This window comes from Streptomyces sp. NPDC043896 (assembly GCF_056435605.1).
The window spans coordinates 319,803-339,270 of the sequence record NZ_JBWKEE010000003.1 but is presented as its reverse complement, the minus strand read 5'-3'; the positions used below and the strand labels follow the sequence as shown (position 1 = coordinate 339,270).

General features: G+C 75.4%; 13 protein-coding genes. 2 read left to right on the top strand and 11 right to left on the bottom strand.

The window, feature by feature from the left end; all coding sequences use genetic code 11:
• The first annotated feature begins 97 nt into the window (after window positions 1–97).
• A complete protein-coding gene (locus AC069X_RS06175) occupies window positions 98–271 on the top strand; it encodes a thiazolylpeptide-type bacteriocin (protein WP_007268044.1) in 174 nt (57 codons plus the stop codon).
• Window positions 272–403: 132 nt separating this feature from the next.
• Here AC069X_RS06175 and AC069X_RS06170 read toward each other — a convergent pair whose 3' ends face one another.
• The 11 genes from AC069X_RS06170 to AC069X_RS06120 form a co-directional block, all read right to left on the bottom strand.
• A complete protein-coding gene (locus tag AC069X_RS06170) occupies window positions 404–2,368 on the bottom strand; it encodes a TOMM precursor leader peptide-binding protein (protein ID WP_478725623.1) in 1,965 nt (654 codons plus the stop codon).
• Window positions 2,365–3,120, bottom strand: a complete 756-nt coding sequence (locus AC069X_RS06165; protein ID WP_478725621.1) for an ABC transporter permease — start codon at window positions 3,118–3,120, stop codon at window positions 2,365–2,367. Before AC069X_RS06165 ends, AC069X_RS06170 begins: the two co-directional genes overlap by 4 nt.
• Entirely contained in the window at window positions 3,117–4,085 is a 969-nt protein-coding gene (locus tag AC069X_RS06160; protein WP_478725619.1) for an ABC transporter ATP-binding protein, read from the bottom strand. Before AC069X_RS06160 ends, AC069X_RS06165 begins: the two co-directional genes overlap by 4 nt.
• Window positions 4,086–4,135: 50 nt before the next feature.
• Window positions 4,136–5,224 carry a peptidase M50 gene (locus tag AC069X_RS06155; protein WP_478725782.1) on the bottom strand — a complete coding sequence of 363 codons (1,089 nt, stop codon included), beginning with the start codon at window positions 5,222–5,224 and terminating at the stop codon, window positions 4,136–4,138.
• Window positions 5,225–5,238: 14 nt separating this feature from the next.
• Window positions 5,239–6,294 (bottom strand): lantibiotic dehydratase C-terminal domain-containing protein, encoded by a 1,056-nt coding sequence (locus tag AC069X_RS06150; RefSeq protein ID WP_478725617.1) that lies wholly within the window; start codon window positions 6,292–6,294, stop codon window positions 5,239–5,241.
• Window positions 6,282–9,056 (bottom strand): lantibiotic dehydratase, encoded by a 2,775-nt coding sequence (locus AC069X_RS06145; RefSeq protein ID WP_478725615.1) that lies wholly within the window; start codon window positions 9,054–9,056, stop codon window positions 6,282–6,284. The genes AC069X_RS06150 and AC069X_RS06145 overlap by 13 nt, the downstream gene beginning before the upstream one ends.
• A gap of 31 nt (window positions 9,057–9,087) precedes the next feature.
• Window positions 9,088–10,644 carry a SagB family peptide dehydrogenase gene (locus AC069X_RS06140; protein ID WP_478725613.1) on the bottom strand — a complete coding sequence of 519 codons (1,557 nt, stop codon included), beginning with the start codon at window positions 10,642–10,644 and terminating at the stop codon, window positions 9,088–9,090.
• A 48-nt stretch (window positions 10,645–10,692) separates the two neighbouring features.
• Window positions 10,693–12,603 (bottom strand): TOMM precursor leader peptide-binding protein, encoded by a 1,911-nt coding sequence (locus AC069X_RS06135; protein WP_478725611.1) that lies wholly within the window; start codon window positions 12,601–12,603, stop codon window positions 10,693–10,695.
• Entirely contained in the window at window positions 12,593–14,797 is a 2,205-nt protein-coding gene (locus tag AC069X_RS06130; RefSeq protein WP_478725609.1) for a TOMM precursor leader peptide-binding protein, read from the bottom strand. Before AC069X_RS06130 ends, AC069X_RS06135 begins: the two co-directional genes overlap by 11 nt.
• Window positions 14,798–14,885: 88 nt before the next feature.
• On the bottom strand, window positions 14,886–16,595 hold the full coding sequence (locus AC069X_RS06125; RefSeq protein ID WP_478725607.1) for an AfsR/SARP family transcriptional regulator: 1,710 nt from the start codon (window positions 16,593–16,595) through the stop codon (window positions 14,886–14,888).
• 501 nt (window positions 16,596–17,096) lie between these two features.
• The gene (locus tag AC069X_RS06120) at window positions 17,097–17,717 is read right to left on the bottom strand and encodes an L-threonylcarbamoyladenylate synthase (RefSeq protein WP_478725605.1); all 621 of its coding nucleotides are present in this window, start codon (window positions 17,715–17,717) and stop codon (window positions 17,097–17,099) included.
• A gap of 310 nt (window positions 17,718–18,027) precedes the next feature.
• Between AC069X_RS06120 and AC069X_RS06115 the strand changes: the two genes are divergently transcribed.
• A complete protein-coding gene (locus tag AC069X_RS06115) occupies window positions 18,028–19,461 on the top strand; it encodes a L,D-transpeptidase (RefSeq protein WP_478725603.1) in 1,434 nt (477 codons plus the stop codon).
• Window positions 19,462–19,468 lie beyond the last annotated feature (7 nt).

Genomic DNA, 19,468 nt, shown 5'->3' with positions numbered 1-19,468 from the left:
TCAGGGGAGTGTCAGGAGATGAGCAGGTGAAGTGAAGGCGCGACCGGGTTTCCTGAAAGGGCACCACAGACCGCCTGAACCAACGAAGGAGAGTCCCATGGAGAAGTCGCCGCTCGCCTCGCTCGCCGACGAGATCCTCGAGCTGGAGTCGGAGACCTTCGAGATCTCGGACTACTCGGACGCCAGCGAGGTCGTGCTCGCCGGTTCCACCAGCTGCAGCTCGACCTCGACCTGTTCCTCCACCACCAGCACCACCTCCTGCAGCGCCTGACACCCCGGCGCCGCAGCCGCAGACACCGGATGCCCCGGACCCCGCAGGAAGGGGTCCGGGGCATCCGGCTCGACGCGTGACGACCGTGCCGAGCGGGCCCCGGGGACACTGCCCGGGGCCCGGCGGACGGGATCAGGGGAAGGGGTGCGGCACCATCCGGACCTCCGCGTCCGTCAGCGGGGCGTCGCGCAGCCCCGCCCGCACGGCGGCCGTGCGCAGCCGGGGCATGTACGGGGCCCGCTGGCGCGACCACCCGAAGTCGATCGGCAGCAGCCCCGGCACGACGGCGCACACCGTGGTCAGCCCCATCCGGCGCTGCTCCGGCGTGGTCTGGTCGACGACGATCACGTCGTGCCCGGCATCCGTCAACTCCCTTACGCACAGCAGCAGATCATCCCGCAGGTCGCCCGTCCTCGGACGCCCGCCGGCCTCCCAACCCGCGTACAGCTCCGCCATCGGCCGGACGGCGAGCGGCTCCCGGTAGGTCCGCGCGTGCGGGGCCATCGCCGGCAGCCCGTACAGCTGGGCGTGGTCCTTCAGGTGCAGCACCCGCCCGAAGTCCCGCGACATCGCCTCCAGTTCGCCCCGCCGCTCGGCCACCTGCCGGGGCAGGTGCGGGATGTAGGTCAGCACCTCCGACAGCGCGGCCTCCACCGCCGCCGCCGGATCCAGCGCCGCGCCCGCGCCGAAGGAGTACAGCCCCGGACCGCCGTCGCGCCGCACGGCCAGCCCCGTCACCACCGGCACCGCGAGGTCGATCCGGTTGTCGAAGGCGTGCACGTCGTACCCCTGCAGGGCCGCCCGGTCCACCATCATCCGCACCGCCGGCCCCGGTACGGAGTCCAGGTCGATCTCCGTCAGCCGCTGGCCGCCGTACCAGGCGAGCAGGAACGCGTCCCGCTCGATCAGCTCCAGCAGCGCGCCGAGCAGCGCCTCCTCGGGGCAGCCGCCGATGGCGCAGCCGTTGGAGCACTCGAAGACGAAGTTGTCGGCGGCCAGGCCCGCGCTGTAGTACGCCAGCCGGGCCGGCACCAGCACCGGCCGGTCGTCGCGCAGCGAGTGCCCGTACACCCAGGGGATGGGCCGCTCCGGGTCGAAGGGCGACACCAGCGGGTCGTCCCGGTAGGTCCCGGGCGCGTAGAACCCGCACTCCGCCGGGTTCAGGGCCCGGTCGCCCAGCTCCGCGTACGAGGCGGTGAGCACCTCGCCGCCGGTCCGCCGGTGCGTGCCCGCGTACCGCTCCAGCCCCTCCAGGAAGGCCAGGTCGCGGCTGGCCGAGAAGCTGTTGGCCTGCCCGCTCCAGGTGACGTCCGTCAGCCCCGCGTAGCCGCGCATGAAGACGCTGCCCGCCACCGGAGCCGTGGTCGGGGAGGTCACGTTGATCCACGTGCCCCCGCCGAGCACCCCGGTCACCGGATTGGCCAGAGCCTCCCGCGGCACCGGGTACGAGGAGGCCGCGCGCAGCCGCTGCGCCTCCGGGGACGGCTTGGGCCGCGCCGCGGGGACGAACGGCCGCGGCGCGTCGGTGCCGCGCGGCCCGCAGTCGGGGCAGAGCGGGTCGGCGGCCAGCGGGTACGTGCGCACCTGGAGGGTCTCCAGGTCCAGCCGGGACACCTGCGGCAGGGCCCGGTCGGCGGCCACCGCGCCCGGGGCCCGCGCCGTACCGCCGGCGACGGCCGCGTGCAGCGCCGCGGCCGCGTCCAGCACGTACGGCGACAGCAGCGGCCACGCGGCCGACACCGGGGTGCGCGGCCCGGTCCCGGTCTCCAGCGCGTCCCGCTCGCTCTTGCTGCGCAGCCGCTGCCAGCGCATCGCCAGGCACTGCCCGCAGGCCGGGGCGGTGCCGTCGCCGCCCCAGGGGCCGACGAGTACGGCCTGGGCGCCGAGGTGGACGGTGGCGGCCGGGCGGACCCCGGCGAAGGGGTCTGCGGTACGGGGCCCGAGGGCGTCGTGCACCCCGAGCGTGACCACGTACGGCGCCGCCGCGTCCGGGGCGGCGGCGGCCAGGGCCCGCTCCAGCTGCCGGCGGGCCGTCTCCAGCGCGGTGCCGTCGGGGGCCGCGGCCGCCCGTACGGTCTGGGTCGCGGTGCCGGTCACGACTGGTTGCTCCAGCGGAAGGTCTTCAGCCCGATCCCGCCGAACAGGAGGGCGAAGCCGGCCAGCGCCGCGCACCCGATCCCGATCGCGGAGAGCGATCCGGATCCGGTGAGGGCCCCGGAGGCGGCGTCGTTGAGGTAGCGCAGCGGCAGCACCTGCGAGACCGTGCGCAGCCAGGACGGCATCATGTCGAGCGGCAGGAAGGAGCCCGACAGGAACGCCATGGGGACCATCATGCAGTTGGCGATGGCGGCGACGGCCTCGGGCGTCCTGGCGTAGTTGCCGACGATCACCCCGATCGCCATGAAGGCGGTGATGCCGAGCCCGAGCGCGGGCAGCACCAGCGGCCAGCGCCCGTCGAGTTCGAGCCCGAACCCGGGCAGCGTCGCCACGGCGACGAACACCGCGGCCTGGACCACGCCGACCACCAGGGCCAGTACGTAGCGCGAGGCCAGGACGGTGGTCAGCGGCGTCGGGCTGAGCCGGATGAGCCGCAGCAGGTCGTCCCGGCGCCACTGCATCAGGGTGAAGGCGATCCCGAAGACGGCGGCGTTGGCGACGCCCCACGACATCACGCCCGGCGCGATGTACGAGATGTAGGGGCGGCCGCTCTGCTCCACGTCCTGGCCGCTGAAGATCAGGCCGAAGACGACGAGGAACAGCAGCGGGAAGGCGAAGGTGAAGAACAGGGTGGCCTTGTCCCGGACCTGGGCCCGGTAGCCGGCCGCGGTCAGTGCCGTGTAGGCGCTCATGCGCGCGACTCCAGGGTGTGTGCGGGGGAGGGGCCTTCGGCCACGGCGTGGCCGGTCAGCTCCAGGTAGACGTCCTCGAGGGTGGCCGTGCGGGTCATCACCCCGTCGAGACCGGTGAGCGCGTCGACGGCCTGGAGCACCTTGCCGGGGACCGAGGTCTCCAGCACCAGCGAGCCGCCCTGCTCGCTGACCCGCTCCACCCCTTCCAGGGCGGCGGCCTCGGCCCGGCCGATCCGGCCCTCGGGCACCAGCAGCCGGGCCCGGGCCCCGGCGGCGGTGATCAGCTGGTGCGGGGAGTCCAGCGCGGCGACGCGCCCGCCGACGAGGATGGCGACCCGGTCGCACAGGGCCTCGGCCTCGTCGAGGTGGTGGGTGGTGTAGACGATGGTGCGGCCCTCGCCCTTGAGGGAGCGCAGCACCTGCCACAGGTCGCGGCGGGCCTGCGGGTCCAGGGCGGCGGTCGGCTCGTCGAGGAAGATCAGCTCCGGGTCGTGGACCAGGGCGGAGGCGATGGCGAGCCGCTGCCGCTGGCCGCCGGAGAGGTTCTCCACGAGCACGTCGCGCTGCTCGGTCAGCCCGACCAGCGCCAGCGAACGGTCCGCGGCCGCCGCGTCCTTGCGGTACAGCCCGGCGACGGTGGCGAGGTGCTCGCGCGCGGTCTGCCGGACGAAGAACGCCGAGGCCTGCGTCTGGACGCCGATCCGCGGCAGCAGCGCCGTGTTGCGCGGCCAGGGGTTGTGGCCGAGCACCTCGACCGTGCCCGAGTCGGCCTGGCGCAGGCCCTCGACGATCTCGATGAAGGTGGTCTTGCCCGCGCCGTTGGGGCCGAGCAGGCCGAAGAACTCGCCGCGACGCACGTCGAGGGAGAGCCCGTCCACGGCCTGGCGGTCGCCGTAGCGCTTGCGGACCTCCCGGACGGCGACGGCCACGGGCGCGTCGGGCGGGGGAGTACGGTCAGTTGTCATGGGCGTGCGGTTCCCTCGGTGTCGGAATCGGGTGGGGGGTCGGAAGGGGTTCAGGGGCTGACGGTGAGGACGACGGCGGCCGCGAGGCACCCGGCCAGGAGCAGGACCAGCACGGCCGAGCCGATCCCGTAGCCGAGGTACAGCCGCCGGGCCCGTACCGGGTAGGCGGTCGCCGCGTCCTTGTCCCGCATCCGCAGCCGCAGGTACGCCGAACTGGCGGGCGCCAGCCGGGTCACGCGCAGCGCGTGACCGAGCAGGGTGTAGCCGTCCAGCGGCGGCAGGGGGACGAGGTTGACCAGGGCCTGCGCGCTGCCGAGCAGCAGCAGCGCGCCGAGTACCCGGCGGGTGGGGTCGCCCGGCGGCAGCGCGGCCCACCAGGCGCAGAACGGCAGCAGGAAGAGCAGGTTGGCGAAGGCGCCCGCACCGGCCACGGCCAGCTGGTCGCGCCGGCGCGGCAGGTAGCGGTAGTTGTCGACCCGGCAGTACATGATCACCATCGGCAGCCGCCAGCGCAGCCCGATCTCCCCGACGGTGCCGCCCACGTGCCGGGCGGCGATCCCGTGCGCGAACTCGTGCAGGGCCGTGCTCAGCCACAGCAGCGACGCCACGGCCAGCAGCGGAGCCGGACGCGACAGCAGCCACCACAGATCGGCGGACAGCGCGCCCGCCGAGGCCGCCAGCCACACCTCCATGGCCAGGAACACCAGCAGCAGCGCGCCGAGCACCGCCGGCCGCAGCACCGGCCGCAGGAACCGGTGCAGCCGCGCCGTCGTGGCGTCGGCGTCCGCGACCAGCCGCAGCGTGCCGCGCAGCAGGGTCCCGGTCCGCTGCGGGACGGGACCTCCCTCCGGCTCCGGGAGCGGGCCGCCCGCCAGCAGCCGCCGTGTGCCGAGCAGCCCGAGCAGCTGCTGCCAGTTCCGCTCGCCCAGCCGGCGCCCGAAGGCCCGCCCGTACGCCTCTCCGATCTCGGCGAGGCTGCGGGAGCCGTCGAGGCGCGAGACGAGGAAGTACTCCTTCGGTCCGATCTCGAACGCCGCCCCGGACACCGGGTCCTTGACCAGGTGCACCACGGCGGGGCCGTTCAGCAGCGGCGGCGACAGCAGGACCCCGGGCCGCAGCGCCGGCCGGAGGTCCGGCATCCCGGCGGGCGCGGTCACGGCACGACCACCCCGCCGGTCCCCGCGCCCTCGCGCAGCACCCGGCCCAGCAGGTGGGACAGGTAGGCCTCGTCCCGGATCGTCACGTGCAGCCGGTTGTTGGTCATGTGCATGTACGGGGACAGCAGCAGCGGCAGCGCCACCGCCGGATCGGTCACGCGCTCGTCGCGGGTCCCGTCCCAGGAGCGGAAGACCAGCTCCCCGGCCACGGCCAGGGCCTCCGCGCGCCGCCGCAGCTCCCGGCAGTGCTCGGCCCAGCCGGCCAGGAACCCCGGCAGCCGGCCCGTCTCCCCGGAGCCCAGCGCCTCCAGCACGGCCTCGAACCGCCGCCCGAGACCCGGGCCGGTCTGCTCGTACGTGCGGTCGTACTCGGTCGAGCCGATGAAACCGGTGCCCGGGAACGCCCGGTGCCAGAACCGGTAGTAGCTGTCCAGGTAGTTCCCGAGTTCCTCCCGGTCGGGCAGGAACACCCCGGCCATCACCATCATCAGCTGCGCCGAGGTGCCCAGCAGCACGGTCCGCAGGTGCAGGTTCATCGAGCCCAGGGCGTCCATGACCAGGTCGCTGGAGTGCGCGAAGTGCCACTCCGCGAGCTCCACCCCGGCCGGGCCGCCGTACTTCCCGTACTCCGGCTCGTACGGCTCGTACGAGAAGGAGTTGTTCGGCCGCAGGTTCATCCGGCCGTCCTCGCCCATGAACGCGGCCCGGTCCCCTTCGGGGAACTCGATGTCGAACAGGGTGTTGTAGAACTCGTTGAGGAAGCCCGAGTCCACCTCGTACAGCGCCGGCCGGGCCTTCAGGAACGCCGACACGGCCTCCTCGGCCCGCCGGCGCACCTCCGGCTCCGCCTCCGGGCTCACCGGCCGCAGCCGCAGCCGTACGTGCGGCCCCTCCAGCCAGTAGTTGATGAAGAAGTGCCCCGCCAGCAGCCCGTCCGCCGTGAGGGAGGCGATCAGCGGCCGCACGCACTGCACCAGCAGCGGCTGCGGGTTGGCGGCGTAGAAGACGTGCATGGCCTGCCACGCGCCACGCGTCGGGGTCAGCTCTGGCATCGGGATGCGCCCTCCTCGGTCCGGACGGTCGTGGTGAAGGTCTCGACGGCGAGCTCCGCGACGTGCCCGCCGCGCGCCGAACTCACGTGCAGGCCGCCGGGGTCCGGGAGCATCTCCCGGAAGACGACCCGGTGGCCGGCCTCGCGCAGCAGCGGCTCGAACGCGGCCAGCGACAGCAGGCTGGAGAAGTCCACGTACTGCGGCTTGGCCCCGAGCGCGGACGGGCCCGCCGACACGGTGGCGAACACCCGCTCCGGCAGCCCGTGCGCCCGGCGCCACCGCTGCCACTCCAGGAAGTGCCCGGCCTCCCGCGCGCCCTGCGCCGGCAGCTCTCCCGCCGTCGTCGTCCAGCTGCGCCGGCTCAGCACCACGTCCCCGTGCACCACGCGCGGACGTGTGGTCACCCCGCCCTGCGCCACGCCCTCCGGCACGCCCGCCCACACGTCCAGCGGGGACATCGAGGACGGCGAGAGCAGCAGCAGGGTGCGCGGTACGGCGGGCAGCGCCAGCGGCACCAGGTACCCCAGGTAGACCGGGATGACCTCCAGGCCCAGCCGCCGCGAACGCAGCACCACCCGCCCCGTCTCCGGCACGTGCTCCGCGTACAGGTCGTCCAGGCGCAGCAGCCGGTCCTCGGGCAGGGTCCCGCTCTCGCCCGGGCAGACGATCTCGTACTCGGTGAGCCGCCCGTGCAGGTTCAGGTTGGTGGTCACGGCCCCGCCGGTGACCTCCGCGAACACCGCCCCGGGCGGGGTGACGCCGACGGCCGTCGCGCGCAGCCGCCCGTCGAGCCCGTCCGGCTCCGGGTAGAGGTGCGTGAACCGGCTGAACGGGAAGGACAGCCCCCCGTACGAGCGGTTCAGCACCGTCAGCTCCGCGCCCGTCTCCGGGTCCCGGGCGAGCTGGAGGTGGTGGCAGCGCGGCGCGAACCCGGGTACCACCGGCTCCAGTTCGGCCGCGACCGCCTCGACGTCCTGCGCCGACAGCCGCAGCTCGCCGCCGCCCCGTTCCCCGTACGCCGCCCAGTGCGCCCGCATCCGGCCCGTGAAGGCCCGCCGCGCCGCGTCCAGCGCCCGGATCCCCGGCAGGCCCAGCCAGTTCTCCTCGGGCACGTACTCGCCCCGCGCGTCGAAGGGCGTACGCCGCGCGGTGAAGGACAGGTACTGGTCGAAGAAGTCCTCGTGGAAGTCGTGCACCAGCCCCAGCAGGTCCTCGCAGCGGCCGCCCCGGCCGTAGCGGGCGGTGAAGAACCCCTCGAAGGTGATCCGCTGGGCCACCGTCAGGTCGAAGGCCGGCAGGATCCGCTCCACCGAGCGCAGCGAGCCGCCGCCCGCACCCGGCTCCGCCCAGGCGGGGGGAGCCGCCGCGAGCTCGCGGCCCGCGCTCGTGTCCTCGTACACCAGCGTCTGCGGCAGCGGCGCGTCCTCGGCCGCGCCCAGCTCCACCTGGATCCGGCGCAGGGCCGCGCGCAGCCCGGACAGCAGCTCACGGCGCCCGTCGCGTCCGGCGAGCGGATAGCGCTCCAGCAGCAGGGCGGGCTCCTCCAGCAGCGCGGCCAGCTCGTCGGCCCAGGGGCGCTCCAGGCCCGTCAGCGCCCGCTGGAAGGACCGGACCGGATCCCCGCTGTGCACCTCGGTGTCCAGGCACGGGACCCGGACCATGCCGAGCTGGAGCAGGGCCCCGATGTACGCCTCGCACTCCTCGGGGGCCGCCCCGTGCTCCGCCGCCAGCCAGTCGGCCAGCTCGTGGTGGCGCAGCTCGGGCCCGCCGCCGTCCGCGGCCCGCCCGGCGCCCTCGGCCCGCTCCGCGAACAGGGCGAGCAGCCGGTCCAGGGTGCCGCTGCGGCGAAGGAAGAACAGCCGGTCCTTGACCGCGTCGAAGGTGACGGCGGCCGTGTCGTCGCCCGCCGTGACCGAGCGGCGCACGTACCGGATCCGGTCCTCCTCCCGGCCCCAGCCCGGCGCCGGGCGCAGCGGCAGGTCCCGGCGGCGCACCGGGTCGGCGAGCACCAGCTCGGCGAGCCGGGCCAGCACCACCACGTTCAGCCGGACGTGGCTGCTCCAGGTGTCCTCCACCCGGATGCCGTCCGTCCCCGCCTCCGGGGTGAACCGGCCGGTCGCCACCCCGGTGAAGGTGCTGAAGGGGCTGGTCTTGCAGGCGGTGCGGTAGAGGTACGAGAGCACCGAGCGCTCGGCCTTGCGCGCCCGGCCGCCCGGCTCCCCGCCCCCGGCGGTGGCCGCCGCGTAGGCGTCGAGCTGCCCCTCCAGCACCGGCGAGGCCAGCAGCAGCCCGTGCCGCAGCCGGTCGTCCTCCAGCAGGGCGCGCAGCGCGGCCCGGCCCCGGCGCAGGTCGGCCGCGAGCAGCGGCTCCCCTTCGGCCAGCAGCTTCTCCCGCTCGCCCGTCCGCCGGAGCCAGCCGGCCAGACGGTCGCCCGCCTCCTCCTCCAGGCCGGACACCGCCCGCAGGGCGGCCTCCGGGTCGGCGGGCAAGCGCCCGTTGTGGATCTGGCGGCGCAGCCGCAGCAGTTCCCGCCGGTGCGCGGCGCCCGGCCCGCCCGGCTCCGGATCGGTCGCGCCGACCGCCCGGTGCAGTACCTCGCTCAGCCACTGGGCGTCCGCCCGCAGCGCGTCCTCGGCCGCGAGCACGTCGGCCGCCCAGCGGCCGGTGTCCTCACAGCGCAGCGCGTCGGCCGCGGCCAGGGGCAGGCCGGCGACGCGCAGCATGAAGCGCTCGCCGGTGTGCCATGCGGTGGTGGTGTCCATCCAGGTCCCCCTCGTTCCTCTCGTCGCCCGCTCAGGCGATCTCGTGGCGGAAGTCGGCGGGCCGCGGCCGCTCGTGGCCGAGCAGCATGATCAGCAGCGGTGCCTCGTCGCTTCCGGTCAGCCCGAGCCGCTCGGCGTACGAGACGTTGTCGAAGCCCAGCGCCACGCCCGCGCCCAGGCCGTGGGCGGCGGCCGTGGTGTAGAAGGTCTGCGCGACCGCGCCGACGGCCGCCCCCATGAGGCGGTAGCCCCGGTCGCCGACCGCGTCGAGGACCGCGGTGGTCCGTACGGTCGGCACCAGCACGGCGCCCGCCTGCTCCAGGTTGTAGTTGGACAGGAAGTAGTTGGCCTGGAGGAACGGTCCGGGCGGCCCCGGCACCACCAGCCGCAGCGCGTGCTCCGCCGGGTCGTAGGCGTAGCTCCCCGGCTCGATCCCCTCGACGTGGTTGACGAAGGCGTACAGGGAGGTCAGCGGCGGCCCGCCGGGGCGCTCCGCCTCACTGCCGGGCCGGGTCGCCGCGCAGTCCGCCAGCGCCGCCGCCAGCTGCTCCGCGCCCACCGCCCGGGTGGCGTCGAAACGGCCGAAGCTGCTGCGCCGGGCCCGCAGCGCCGCCGTCTCCGCCATCGGGGGTGCCGGCGGGGCGGGCAGGGGGACGGGCTTCCCGCCCCGGGGCGGGTACGCGGCGGCCGCGTCCAGTGCGTCCGGCGCCGGACGGTCCGCGGCCCGGCCGAGGGTGGCCCCGTGGATCCGCTCCAGCGTCTCGAAGGCCAGCACGGTACGGGAGCGCTCCGCGTCCCGGTGGCGGACCTCGGCACCCGTCGCCGGAGCCGGGGCCCGCCCGCCCGGGCCGGCCGCGCCGTCCTCCCACTCCAGGGGGAGCACCGCGAAGACGCCCTCCTCCTCGGGCGCCACGCCGAGCAGCCGGGCGAGGCGCTCCTCGTCGAACCAGAGCGCGGGCGCGATCCGCAGCCCGTGCGCCCGGGCCCACAGCCGCCAGGTCTGGATCAGGGCGCCCACGTCCATGCTGACGGCGTGGAAGGAGAAGCTGTTGTACTTGAAGGAGTTCTGCCAGTACTTGACGCTCAGCACCAGGTACTGCGTACAGCCCTCGCCCGGGCCCCCGCCCAGCGCCTCCCGGACGTCACCGGTGACGTCCCCGGCCAGCAGCCGGCGCAGCCCGTGCCGGTGCGGGGCGTAGTGGTACAGGCCCGGGGTCAGCGGCCCGCCCGCGCCGGCCGCCCAGTACACGCCGACCGGGTAGAGCCCGCCGCCCGAGGCGGTGCCGCGCGACCAGTTGGCCTGCGTGTAGTGGGGGAGCGCGGCCAGGTCGGTGTTGGCCTGCACGCCCAGGCGCCGGCCGGTCAGCCCGTACGACTCCTGGAGCATCCCGGACAGCAGCGGCAGGGTGAACCCCGGCGCGGGGCGGGGCGCCCCGGCCGCCGGGTCGGGCAGCGGCAGGGTCTCCGCGTCCGGGTAGTACTTCGCCTTGCGGGGCCGGTCGGCCCAGTCGGGGACGAAGTCGACGGGCTCCATGGGCACCCGGCCCCGGTACATGATGGCGCTGGCGTAGTCATGGGCGTAGCCCACGGGTCCTCCTCGGTTCGTGCGGCCGTGCCGGGCGAGCCGGCGGCCGGGTCAGGGGAAGGGGTGCGGGGCCGGGTTGAGGTCGGCGGGCTCCAGGTCGCGCTCGCGCAGCCCCGCCTCGCGCAGGGCCGTGCGCATGCGCGGCATGCCCAGCGCCCGCTGCCGCGACCAGCCGAAGTCGATCGGCAGCAGCCCCGGCACCAGCACGCTCACGGTGTGCAGGCCCAGCGCCCGCTGCTCCGGCAGGGTCTGATCGACCACCACCACGTCGAAGCCCCGGGCGGCGACGGCCTCCACGCACCGCGCCAGGTCCTCGGCCACGTCGTCCGAGACCCCCTCGGGGCCCAGCAGCGACGACACCGGCCGCAGCGGCCCCCGCGAGGGGCCCCGCAGCAGGAAGTCGGCGTGGCGGCCCATCTCCGGCACCCCGTACACCAGCGGGTGGTCGTGCAACGCGGTGACCAGGTCGAAGTCGGCGGCCATCGCGCGCAGCCGCTCCTCGTCCCGCTCGGTGCGCCCGGGCAGGTTCACGGCGTCGGTGGCGATCTCGCAGAGCGCGGAGTCCAGCGCCGACTCCGGGTCCAGCCCGGCCCCCGCCCCGAAGCACATCCGGCCGGTGCCGCCGTCGAAGCGCTCGGCGACCGCCGTCACCACCGGGATCGGGAAGCTGATCCGGGTGTCGAAGAACCGCGCCCGGTACCCGTACAGCGCGAGCCGGTCGACCATCGCCCGGGTGGAGGCCCGGGTACTGGTGGCCGGATCGATCTCGGGCAGCGGCTGCCGCCCGTACCAGGTGAGCAGGAACGCGTCCCGCTCGACGACCTCCATCAGCCCGAAGTAGGCGGCCTCGGCCAGACTCCCGCCCGAGGCACAGCCGTTGGAGCTCTCCTGCACGAACCGGTTCTCCAGACCCGGCGCGTGGTAGTACGTCAGCACCTCCGGCACCAGCCTCGGCTGCCGGTCGCGCAGCGACCACCCCCACACCCAGGGGATCTCCCGGTCCGGGTCGAAGGGCCGTACCCGGGGGTTGTCCCGGTGGAAGGCCTCGCTGTACAGGCCCACCCGGCGCGGGTCGACGGCCTCGGGCCCGAACCCGTTCAGCGAGCCGGTGACACTGGTCGTGCGCGAGCGCGAGCGCATCCCCGCGTACCGCTCCAGCCCCTCCAGCACGCCGACGCGGGCGCTGCGGTCGAAGGAGTCCGTGTGGCCGCCCCAGAAGGTCTCGCGCAGGTACTCGCCGGAGCGCATCGAGAAGCACCCGATGGTCGCGGAGGTGGACGTCGAGGAGACGTCCTGCACCAGCGAGGGCCCCAGGGCCCCGCACAGCGGGTTCGCGAACGCCGCCACGTCGATGGCGTACGCCTCCACGGGCCGGGTACGGAACGCCCCCGGCCGGTACTTGGGCGCCGGCTCCGGATCCAGTGCCCGGGCCGTGTCCGCCTCGGGCGTCCCGCACACCGGACACTCCGGGTCGGGCACCAGCGGGTACCCCCGCACGGTCCCGCTCCGCAGGTCCAGCACCCACACCCCGGGGAACACCCCGCGCACCGCCCCGGCGGTGCCGGAGCCCGCCGCGACCACCAGCGCGGCCAGGGCGTCGGCGGCGAACGGCTGCGCGTACGGCCAGCCGCCCGCCGCCCGGGTCTCGCCGCCCAGCTCCAGGGCGTCCCGCAGCGCGACCGACCGCACCGCCTGCCAGCGCCGCTCCAGGCACCGCGCGCACCCCGGCCCGTCCGCCGGGAGGGGGCCGACCACCGCCTGGTACCCGTACAGCGCCACCGGGACCGCGCCCGCCGGCACCTCCCGGTCCGGGGCCGCGAACGCGTCCCGCAGCCCCAGCGCCCGCACGGCCACCGGCGGCCCGTCCAGCGCGGCCACCGCGCGCTCCAGCAGCGCGGTGAACCGCCCGGCGGCCTCCCGCCCGAGCCCGTCCGCCACCGCGGCGGAACCGCTACGCGTCATCGCCGGACTCCCGGACCGCCGCCGCGGCCAGCAGCACCCGCACGGTGTGGACGCCCACCCCGGCCAGCTCCGCCGACCCGGTCGTCACCGCGTACGCGTCGAGCCCCGCCCCGGCGAGGCGCTCCAGCACCCGCTCCCAGGACGTGCCGGGCCCGGCCGCCAGGGGCGCGGCCGCCCCGGCGGACACCGCCAGCGCGCGCGGGTCCAGATCCCGCAGCAGGGGATCCCGGCCCGCGTCGGCCGCACCCGTGCCGTCCCCGGCCCCGTACTGCGCGGCGCCCAGCAGCTCCCGCAGCGCCGCCACCGCCGCCGTACGCCGGTCCAGGCCCTCGCCCAGGGCCCAGTGCCGCCCGGCGCGCGCCAGCAGCACCTCCACCCCGGACCGCGCGCCCTCCCCGAGGTCCAGCAGCTCCGGCTCCAGCCCCAGCCGGTCCGCCGACCGCAGCAGGAACCCGAGTTCGGCGTCCTCCCCGTCGCGGTCGGGCAGCGGCACCCGGCCCGCCGCCGCACCGCGCACCGCGCGCAGCAGCGCGGCGTGCCCGAGCGCCGACAGCAGTCCGGACGCGGCCGCGTCGGCGGGGGAGGGGCCGGCTCCGGCCCCGGCGCGGGTGCGCTCGAAGAGCCCCTCGGCGTTGTGCGGGCCGAACGGCCGGACGGCTCCCGCCGGGACCAGCGCGGGCTCCTTCGTCAGCAGGGACACCGCCCGCTGGTACGCGGACGCCCCGCCCGGAATCCCCGAGGCCGTCGCCAGCGCCGCCGGGGCGACCGCGCCCGGCTCCCCGGCACCGCCCGCCAGGTCGCGGGCCGGCACCACGTGCTCGGCGTACACCAGCGCCGCCGCGTCCAGGGCGCGCATCCGGGCCCCCGCCACGTGGTGGACGTCGAACGCGGCCACGGTGCGGGTCTCCCCGTGCCCGAGGCCCAGCTCGACCACCCCGGCCTTCAGCGGGATCTGGGTGAGCTCCTCGTCCGCGTACCGGGTGAACACCCCGGCGTACGGGCGCACCACGGCGGAGCGCCGGTTCAGTTCCTCGACCAGCTCGTCGGCGTCGCGCGCGGTCTCCAGTGTCGGCAGGCCGGGTGTGCCCGAGGTGCCGGCGGCCGCGAGGTCCAGGGGCGCCGCCTCGGGCTCCGCGGGCGCGCAGAACGGGCAGCGGGGGTGCGGGAACAGCGGTTCGGCGGTCACGTCCAGCGAGGCCATGTCCTGGACGAGGAGCCGCCCGGCGGTCTCGGCGGGCAGCGAGCCGGAGGTCGCGCGGAACACCTCGTACCCCAGCAGGTTGCCGATCATCGCGGCCAGCGGCCGCCCCGGCACCGGACCCGCCGCGAGGGGCGCCTCCGGCAGCGCGAGGGCGCTCCACAGCCCGGCCGCCGCCGGGCCGCCGCGCGCGGAGCCCAGCCGCAGGGCCGCGCAGGACCAGCAGCCGGCGGTGCCGTGGGCCATGAGCGGGCCGACGACCGCGTCGTTCCCGTACGACCAGGCGGGCAGCAGGCCGCGTCCTTCGGGGACCCCCGCGCGCAGCAGCGGCAGCAGCCGCGCCGGGGCCGCCGCCCCGCCCGTCACCACGACGAAGTCGTACTCCGTCAACTCGGTCCATCCCAGGGGCTGTCCGGGCAGCGTGCGGACCTCCACCGGGCAGCCGTCGGCGACGGCCTCGGCCGCCTCGGCCCTTACCTCGTCCGTGTCGGCGCCCGGCAGGACGCCGATGGCCGCGCAGCCGTTGCGCACCAGGCTGAGCGCGCACCAGCGGGCCACCGCGTCGTCGCCGACGACGGCGACCCGGGTGCCGCGGAAGCGCAGGAAGCGGGCCTCGGCGTCGTCGGCGTAGTGGTCCGCGTAGGCGATCTGCGGCGCGAATCTGCGGGCGACGTCCGGCGGCGGCGCGGCGGCCCGCTCCGGCTCGCCGGGCTCGGAGACCGAGCGGGCGAAGTCCCGTTCGTACAGGGTCTTCACGAGTTCGCCGACCATCGCGCGCTGCGGGTCGCCCAGCCCCTCACAGAGCTCCGTCACGGTGTGCTCGCCCGTCAGGTGCGGGACGATCAGGGTGGCGAACCGGTAGGCGGTGCGGGCGGTGAGGCGGAAGCCCCCGTCGGAGTTGTGGAACAGCACTCCGTCGGGCGTTTCGGTGAAGAGGACGTCGCGGCGGATCCTGGGACGGGTCGCGGCGACGAACTGATAGCTGTCCAGGGACATGGAACACCTCTGATTGCGGTCTGGTGGGGACAAGGCGTGAGGTGGGAAATGCCGGCGGGGAGGCGGCCGGGGCCTCCCGGCGGGGCGGTCAGGCCGCGACGCCGTCACGGCCCCGGGCCAGCCACCGCGCGCAGACGCGGAGGAAGGCGTGGATCCGGTAGGGCTCGCCGGGCGGTCCGTCCTCCAGCATCCCGGCCTCCACGAGCTGTTCGAGCACGCTCTCGTCCCCGGCTGTGGCGGGACCGGAGTGCGGCTCGAGCGCGCCCAGCCGCAGGAACGCCTCCCGCAGGTGGGGCGGGAGCGCGCCGACGGCCTGCCCGAAGACCTCGGGCACCGACAGCCGGGGGTCCTCGGCGAGGGCCAGCCGGCCCGGCGGGTCCTCCGCGAGCCAGGCCGCGCAGTCGGCGACGGACAGCCCCGGCCGGGTGAGCAGCCGCCCGGCGGCGATCCGCAGCGCGAGCGGGAACCCGCCGCACACGGCGGCCAGTTCGCGTGCCGCCGCCTCCTCGGCGGCGATCCGCCCGGTCCCGGCGAGGCCGGCGAGCAGGGCGAGCGACTCGGCCGGTGCGAGCACGTCGAGCCGGTGCACGAAGCCGCCGTGCGTGGCGACCGCCGCCGCGAGGGCGCGCCGGCTGGTGACCAGGACCGTGCTGCCGCAGGTCTCCGCCAGCAGCGGCAGCACCTGCCCGGCGCCCGCCGCGTTGTCGAGGATCAGCAGCCGCCTGCCGGTCCCGCCGTCGCCGTCCGGGCCGGGCAGCAGCTTGCGGGCCTCGTCGACGTCGAGGGGGTTCCCGTCGGGCCGGGCGAGGTCGACGGCGGACACCCCGCCGGGGAAGGCCCGGCGGACCTCGTACGCGCTCTGCTGCGCGAGCGCCGACTTGCCGATCCCGGGTGCTCCGGAGACGACCAGCAGCCGGGGCCCGTCGGCGTCGGAAAGCCGCGCCGCCAGGGCCCGCAGGTCGGCGGCGCGGCCGGCGAACCCGGGCACCGGCACCGGTCCGGCCCGCTCCGGCACCCGGTCGGAGACGGCCACCGCCGGCCGCGTCGGGGCCGGTTCGAGGTCCTCGGCGCGGGCGGCCGGGCCCAGCTCCTCGGCCCGCAGGATCGCCATCTCCAGGCGCCGCAGGCCCGGGCCGGGGTCGACGCCGAGTTCCTCGCGCAGCCGCTCGCGCACCGTGCGGTACTCGGCGAGCGCCTCGGCCTGCCGGCCGGTGCGGTAGAGGGCCTCGACGAGCTGCTCGGTGAAGCGCTCGCGGACGGGCTGGCGGCGGGCGCCGTCGTACAGGTCGATCAGTACCTGGTGGCAGTTCCCGGCGGCCAGCTCCAGGTCGCACACCCGCTCCAGGACCCGCAGCCGCTCCTGTTCGAGGGCGGGCACCGCGTCCCGCTGGAGCATGCCCGAGGCCACGTTGGACAGTGGCTGCCCCTGCCAGAGGGAGAGCGCCTCCCGCAGCCGGTACAGCTCCTCGGGGGTTCCGGCGGCGGCCCGCGCCTGCGCGGTCAGCAAGCGGAACAGGACGAGGTCGAGGGTCTCGGTGTCGTTGCGCATCCGGTAACCGCCCGGCACGGCTTCGATGGTGGTCGCGGATATACCGTATTTCGCGAATAACCTGCGAAGGCGCAGGACGCAGGTCTGGAGTGCGGCACGGGCGGTCGCGGGAGGCTCCTCGTCCCATACGGCACGCAGCAGATAACCGGTGGAAACCACGGCCCCCGGGTGGAGCAGGAGGGCGGCGAGGAGACTGGTCGGCTTGGAGGGTTTGAGAACTACTGTCTCGGGGCCGTGCGCAATACTCAAGGGCCCCAAAAGCTGGAACCGCATTGATGGTCCCCCGTGTCGGGTCACGTGTGCAGCAAATGAGCGTGACGGGGGCGTTGTTCCGCCGAGCAGTCGTGCCGGTCGTGCTCCGGAAAAGGTCCGGACCAGTGCCCGCGGCTGCTCGCCGCTCCCCGTTGGGCGGTGAATGACTGGAACCCTACAGAACGGATCTTGTGAAAGTCGAGCCGAGATCCGGATCAATTCCGGCACACCGGGCGTTCTTCTCCTCTCCGTCACCCCGTAATTCCGTGGAGTTACCGCCGGTCCGTCAATTCTGTTCACAGATAAACGAGTCCCGATGGATGGATCGCTCGAGTATCGATGGAGGGCGCATTAACGGAGGGTTCTCCGGTGGCCGGATCAAATGCCCCGGATGGCGGGTTCCCGCTGCGGTCCCGGCCTCGGAACGGCGAATTCCGGATCCCGAACCGGAATCCGCCGCCGGAGGCCGCCACGGGGCGCGGCGCGCTGCCCGGAGCGCTATTCGAAGCGGGCCGTGTCCCCCGCACCCCGGCGCAGGATCTCCGCCTCGCCGCCGGAGAAGTCGATGACCGTGGTCGGCCGGGTGCCGCAGTCCCCGGAGTCGACCACCGCGTCCACCACGTGGTCCAGCCGCTCCTTGATCTCCCAGCCCTGTGTCATCGGCTCCTCCTCGCCGGGCAGCAGCAGCGTGCTGGAGACCAGCGGCTCACCCAGCTCGGCCAGCAGCGCCTGGGTGACGAGGTGGTCGGGGATCCGGACCCCGACCGTCTTCTTCTTCGGGTGCATCAGCTGGCGCGGCACCTCCGGAGTGGCCCTGAGGATGAAGGTGTAGGGGCCCGGGGTCGCGGCCTTGACGGCCCGGAACACGTCGTTGTCCACGTACACGAACTGCCCCAGCTGGGCGAAGTTCTGGCACACGAGGGTGAAGTGGTGCCGGTCGTCCAGGTTGCGGATCGACCGGATCCGCGCGATGCCGTCCCGGTTGCCCAGCTGGCATCCCAGGGCGAAACAGGAGTCCGTGGGATATGCGATGAGCGAGCCCGAGCGGATGCCGTCGGCCACGCTGGTGAGGGTGCGCCGCTGAGGGTTCTCGGGGTGCACGTCGAAGTACTTCGCCATCCGCCGAGACTACGGGAGACCGGACCGGCGCGCTCCGCCCCCCGCTCCCCGGCTCCGCCCCCCCGCTCCCCGGCTCCGCCCCCCCGCTCCCCGGCTCCGCCCCCCCGCTCCCCGGTCCCGCCGCCCCCGCCCCCCTGCCCCGTCTCCGCCTCCCGCGCCCCGCGCGGCGCGCTCCGTGCCCCGCTCCCTTGCGCCGTCCGGGTTCACTTGGGACGCCCGTTCGGGCGCAGCGCCGAGTTTATGATCATCGTTTCGGCTTCCCGTCCTCTTTGATGCTGCCATCCGGCCGAAGGACAACAGGGAGGGCCGCGTGGCGAAGTCACGGACGAAGGCGTGGAGTGCGGTCGCCGCGGTGACGGGGGCCGCGCTGGCCCTCGCCAACGCACCGGGCCGGACGGCCGAAGCGGCGGCGGCCCCGGGGACCGCGTCCGGGGCCGCGGTCACCCTGCTGGTCGGCCACGCCGTGCAGGGGGTCGAGGGCGCGGACCGGGCGGACGCCCCCCGGTGGTGCGCCGCCGGAGCCTTCCGGGGCGGCCACTGCGGCACCTGGCAGGAACGCCGGGTGCTCGCCACCGCCCGGGGCGGCAGCGTCCTGTGGGACCCGGCGCTCGGCGAGACCGGCGGACTCCCCACCGACTCGCGCGCCCCACTGGAGATCGCCCTCGCCCGGCCCGAGGCCGGCCGCCTCACCGACGTCACCGTCACCGACGGACGCGGCCGCCACCTCGCCGGCGAACTCGGCCCGGACGGCGCCCACTGGCACAACACGGAACCCCTGCGCGCCGGACAGGACTACACCGTGCGCGTCGGCGCCCAGGACGGCACCGGCGCCCCCGTGGGCGTCGGCATGGTCTTCCGGACCGCCCCGCCCGAGGCGCCCGCCGACGGGGGCAGGCTCACCGCGGAGTTCGGCCCCCGCCCCGGCACGTACGGCGCGGGCGAGGTCGTCACCGCGGAACTCAGCCACCCCGTCCCCGCCGACGCCCCGGAAGCCCGCGCCCGCGTCGAACGGGCCCTCCAGGTCACCTCGCGCCCCCAGGTCGAAGGGGCCTGGCACTGGGTCGACGCCTCGACCCTGCACTTCCGCCCCCGCACCTACTGGCCCGCCCACACCGTCGTCCGCGTCCGCAGCGGCCTCGACGGGGTCGACCTCGGCGAGCACGGCCACGGAGGCCCCTCCGACCCCGTCGAGTTCACCGTCGCCGACCGGATCGAGGCCGTCACCGACTCCGCCGCGCACGAGATGACCGTACGCCGCAACGGACGCGTCATCCGGACCATCCCCGTCACCACCGGCAAGGCCGGCTTCCGCACCCGCAGCGGCGTCAAGGTGGTTCTCGGCAAGGAGTACAAGGTCCGCATGCGCGGCGACACCGTCGGCATCAAGAAGGGCACCAAGGAGTTCTACGACCTCCCCGTCTTCTACGCGACCCGGGTCACCTGGAGCGGCGAGTACGTCCACGCCGCGCCCTGGTCGGTCGAGGCGCAGGGCGAGGAGAACGTCAGCCACGGCTGCACCGGCATGTCCACCGCGGACGCCGCCTGGTTCTACAAGACCGTCCGCGAGGGCGACATCGTCGAGGTGGTCAACAGCGGCGGCGCGAGGATGGACCCCTTCGGCAACGGCATCGGCGACTGGAACGTGGACTGGCGCACCTGGCTGGCGGGCAGCGCCCTGACCCGCGCCGCCGCCCCCCACCAGCAGCAGCCGGACGGCCCCTCGCGCCTCGACCCCACCACATGAGGGGCTG

Excerpts from the sequence above, each read along its gene's own strand:
- AC069X_RS06175 (WP_007268044.1), top strand. The coding sequence starts at position 98 with ATGGAGAAGTCGCCGCTCGCCTCGCTCGCCGACGAGATCCTCGAGCTG.
- AC069X_RS06165 (WP_478725621.1), bottom strand. The coding sequence starts at position 3,120 with ATGAGCGCCTACACGGCACTGACCGCGGCCGGCTACCGGGCCCAGGTC.
- AC069X_RS06160 (WP_478725619.1), bottom strand. The coding sequence starts at position 4,085 with ATGACAACTGACCGTACTCCCCCGCCCGACGCGCCCGTGGCCGTCGCC.
- AC069X_RS06155 (WP_478725782.1), bottom strand. The coding sequence starts at position 5,224 with ATGCCGGACCTCCGGCCGGCGCTGCGGCCCGGGGTCCTGCTGTCGCCG.
- AC069X_RS06150 (WP_478725617.1), bottom strand. The coding sequence starts at position 6,294 with ATGCCAGAGCTGACCCCGACGCGTGGCGCGTGGCAGGCCATGCACGTC.
- AC069X_RS06145 (WP_478725615.1), bottom strand. The coding sequence starts at position 9,056 with ATGGACACCACCACCGCATGGCACACCGGCGAGCGCTTCATGCTGCGC.
- AC069X_RS06135 (WP_478725611.1), bottom strand. The coding sequence starts at position 12,603 with ATGACGCGTAGCGGTTCCGCCGCGGTGGCGGACGGGCTCGGGCGGGAG.
- AC069X_RS06130 (WP_478725609.1), bottom strand. The coding sequence starts at position 14,797 with ATGTCCCTGGACAGCTATCAGTTCGTCGCCGCGACCCGTCCCAGGATC.
- AC069X_RS06120 (WP_478725605.1), bottom strand. The coding sequence starts at position 17,717 with ATGGCGAAGTACTTCGACGTGCACCCCGAGAACCCTCAGCGGCGCACC.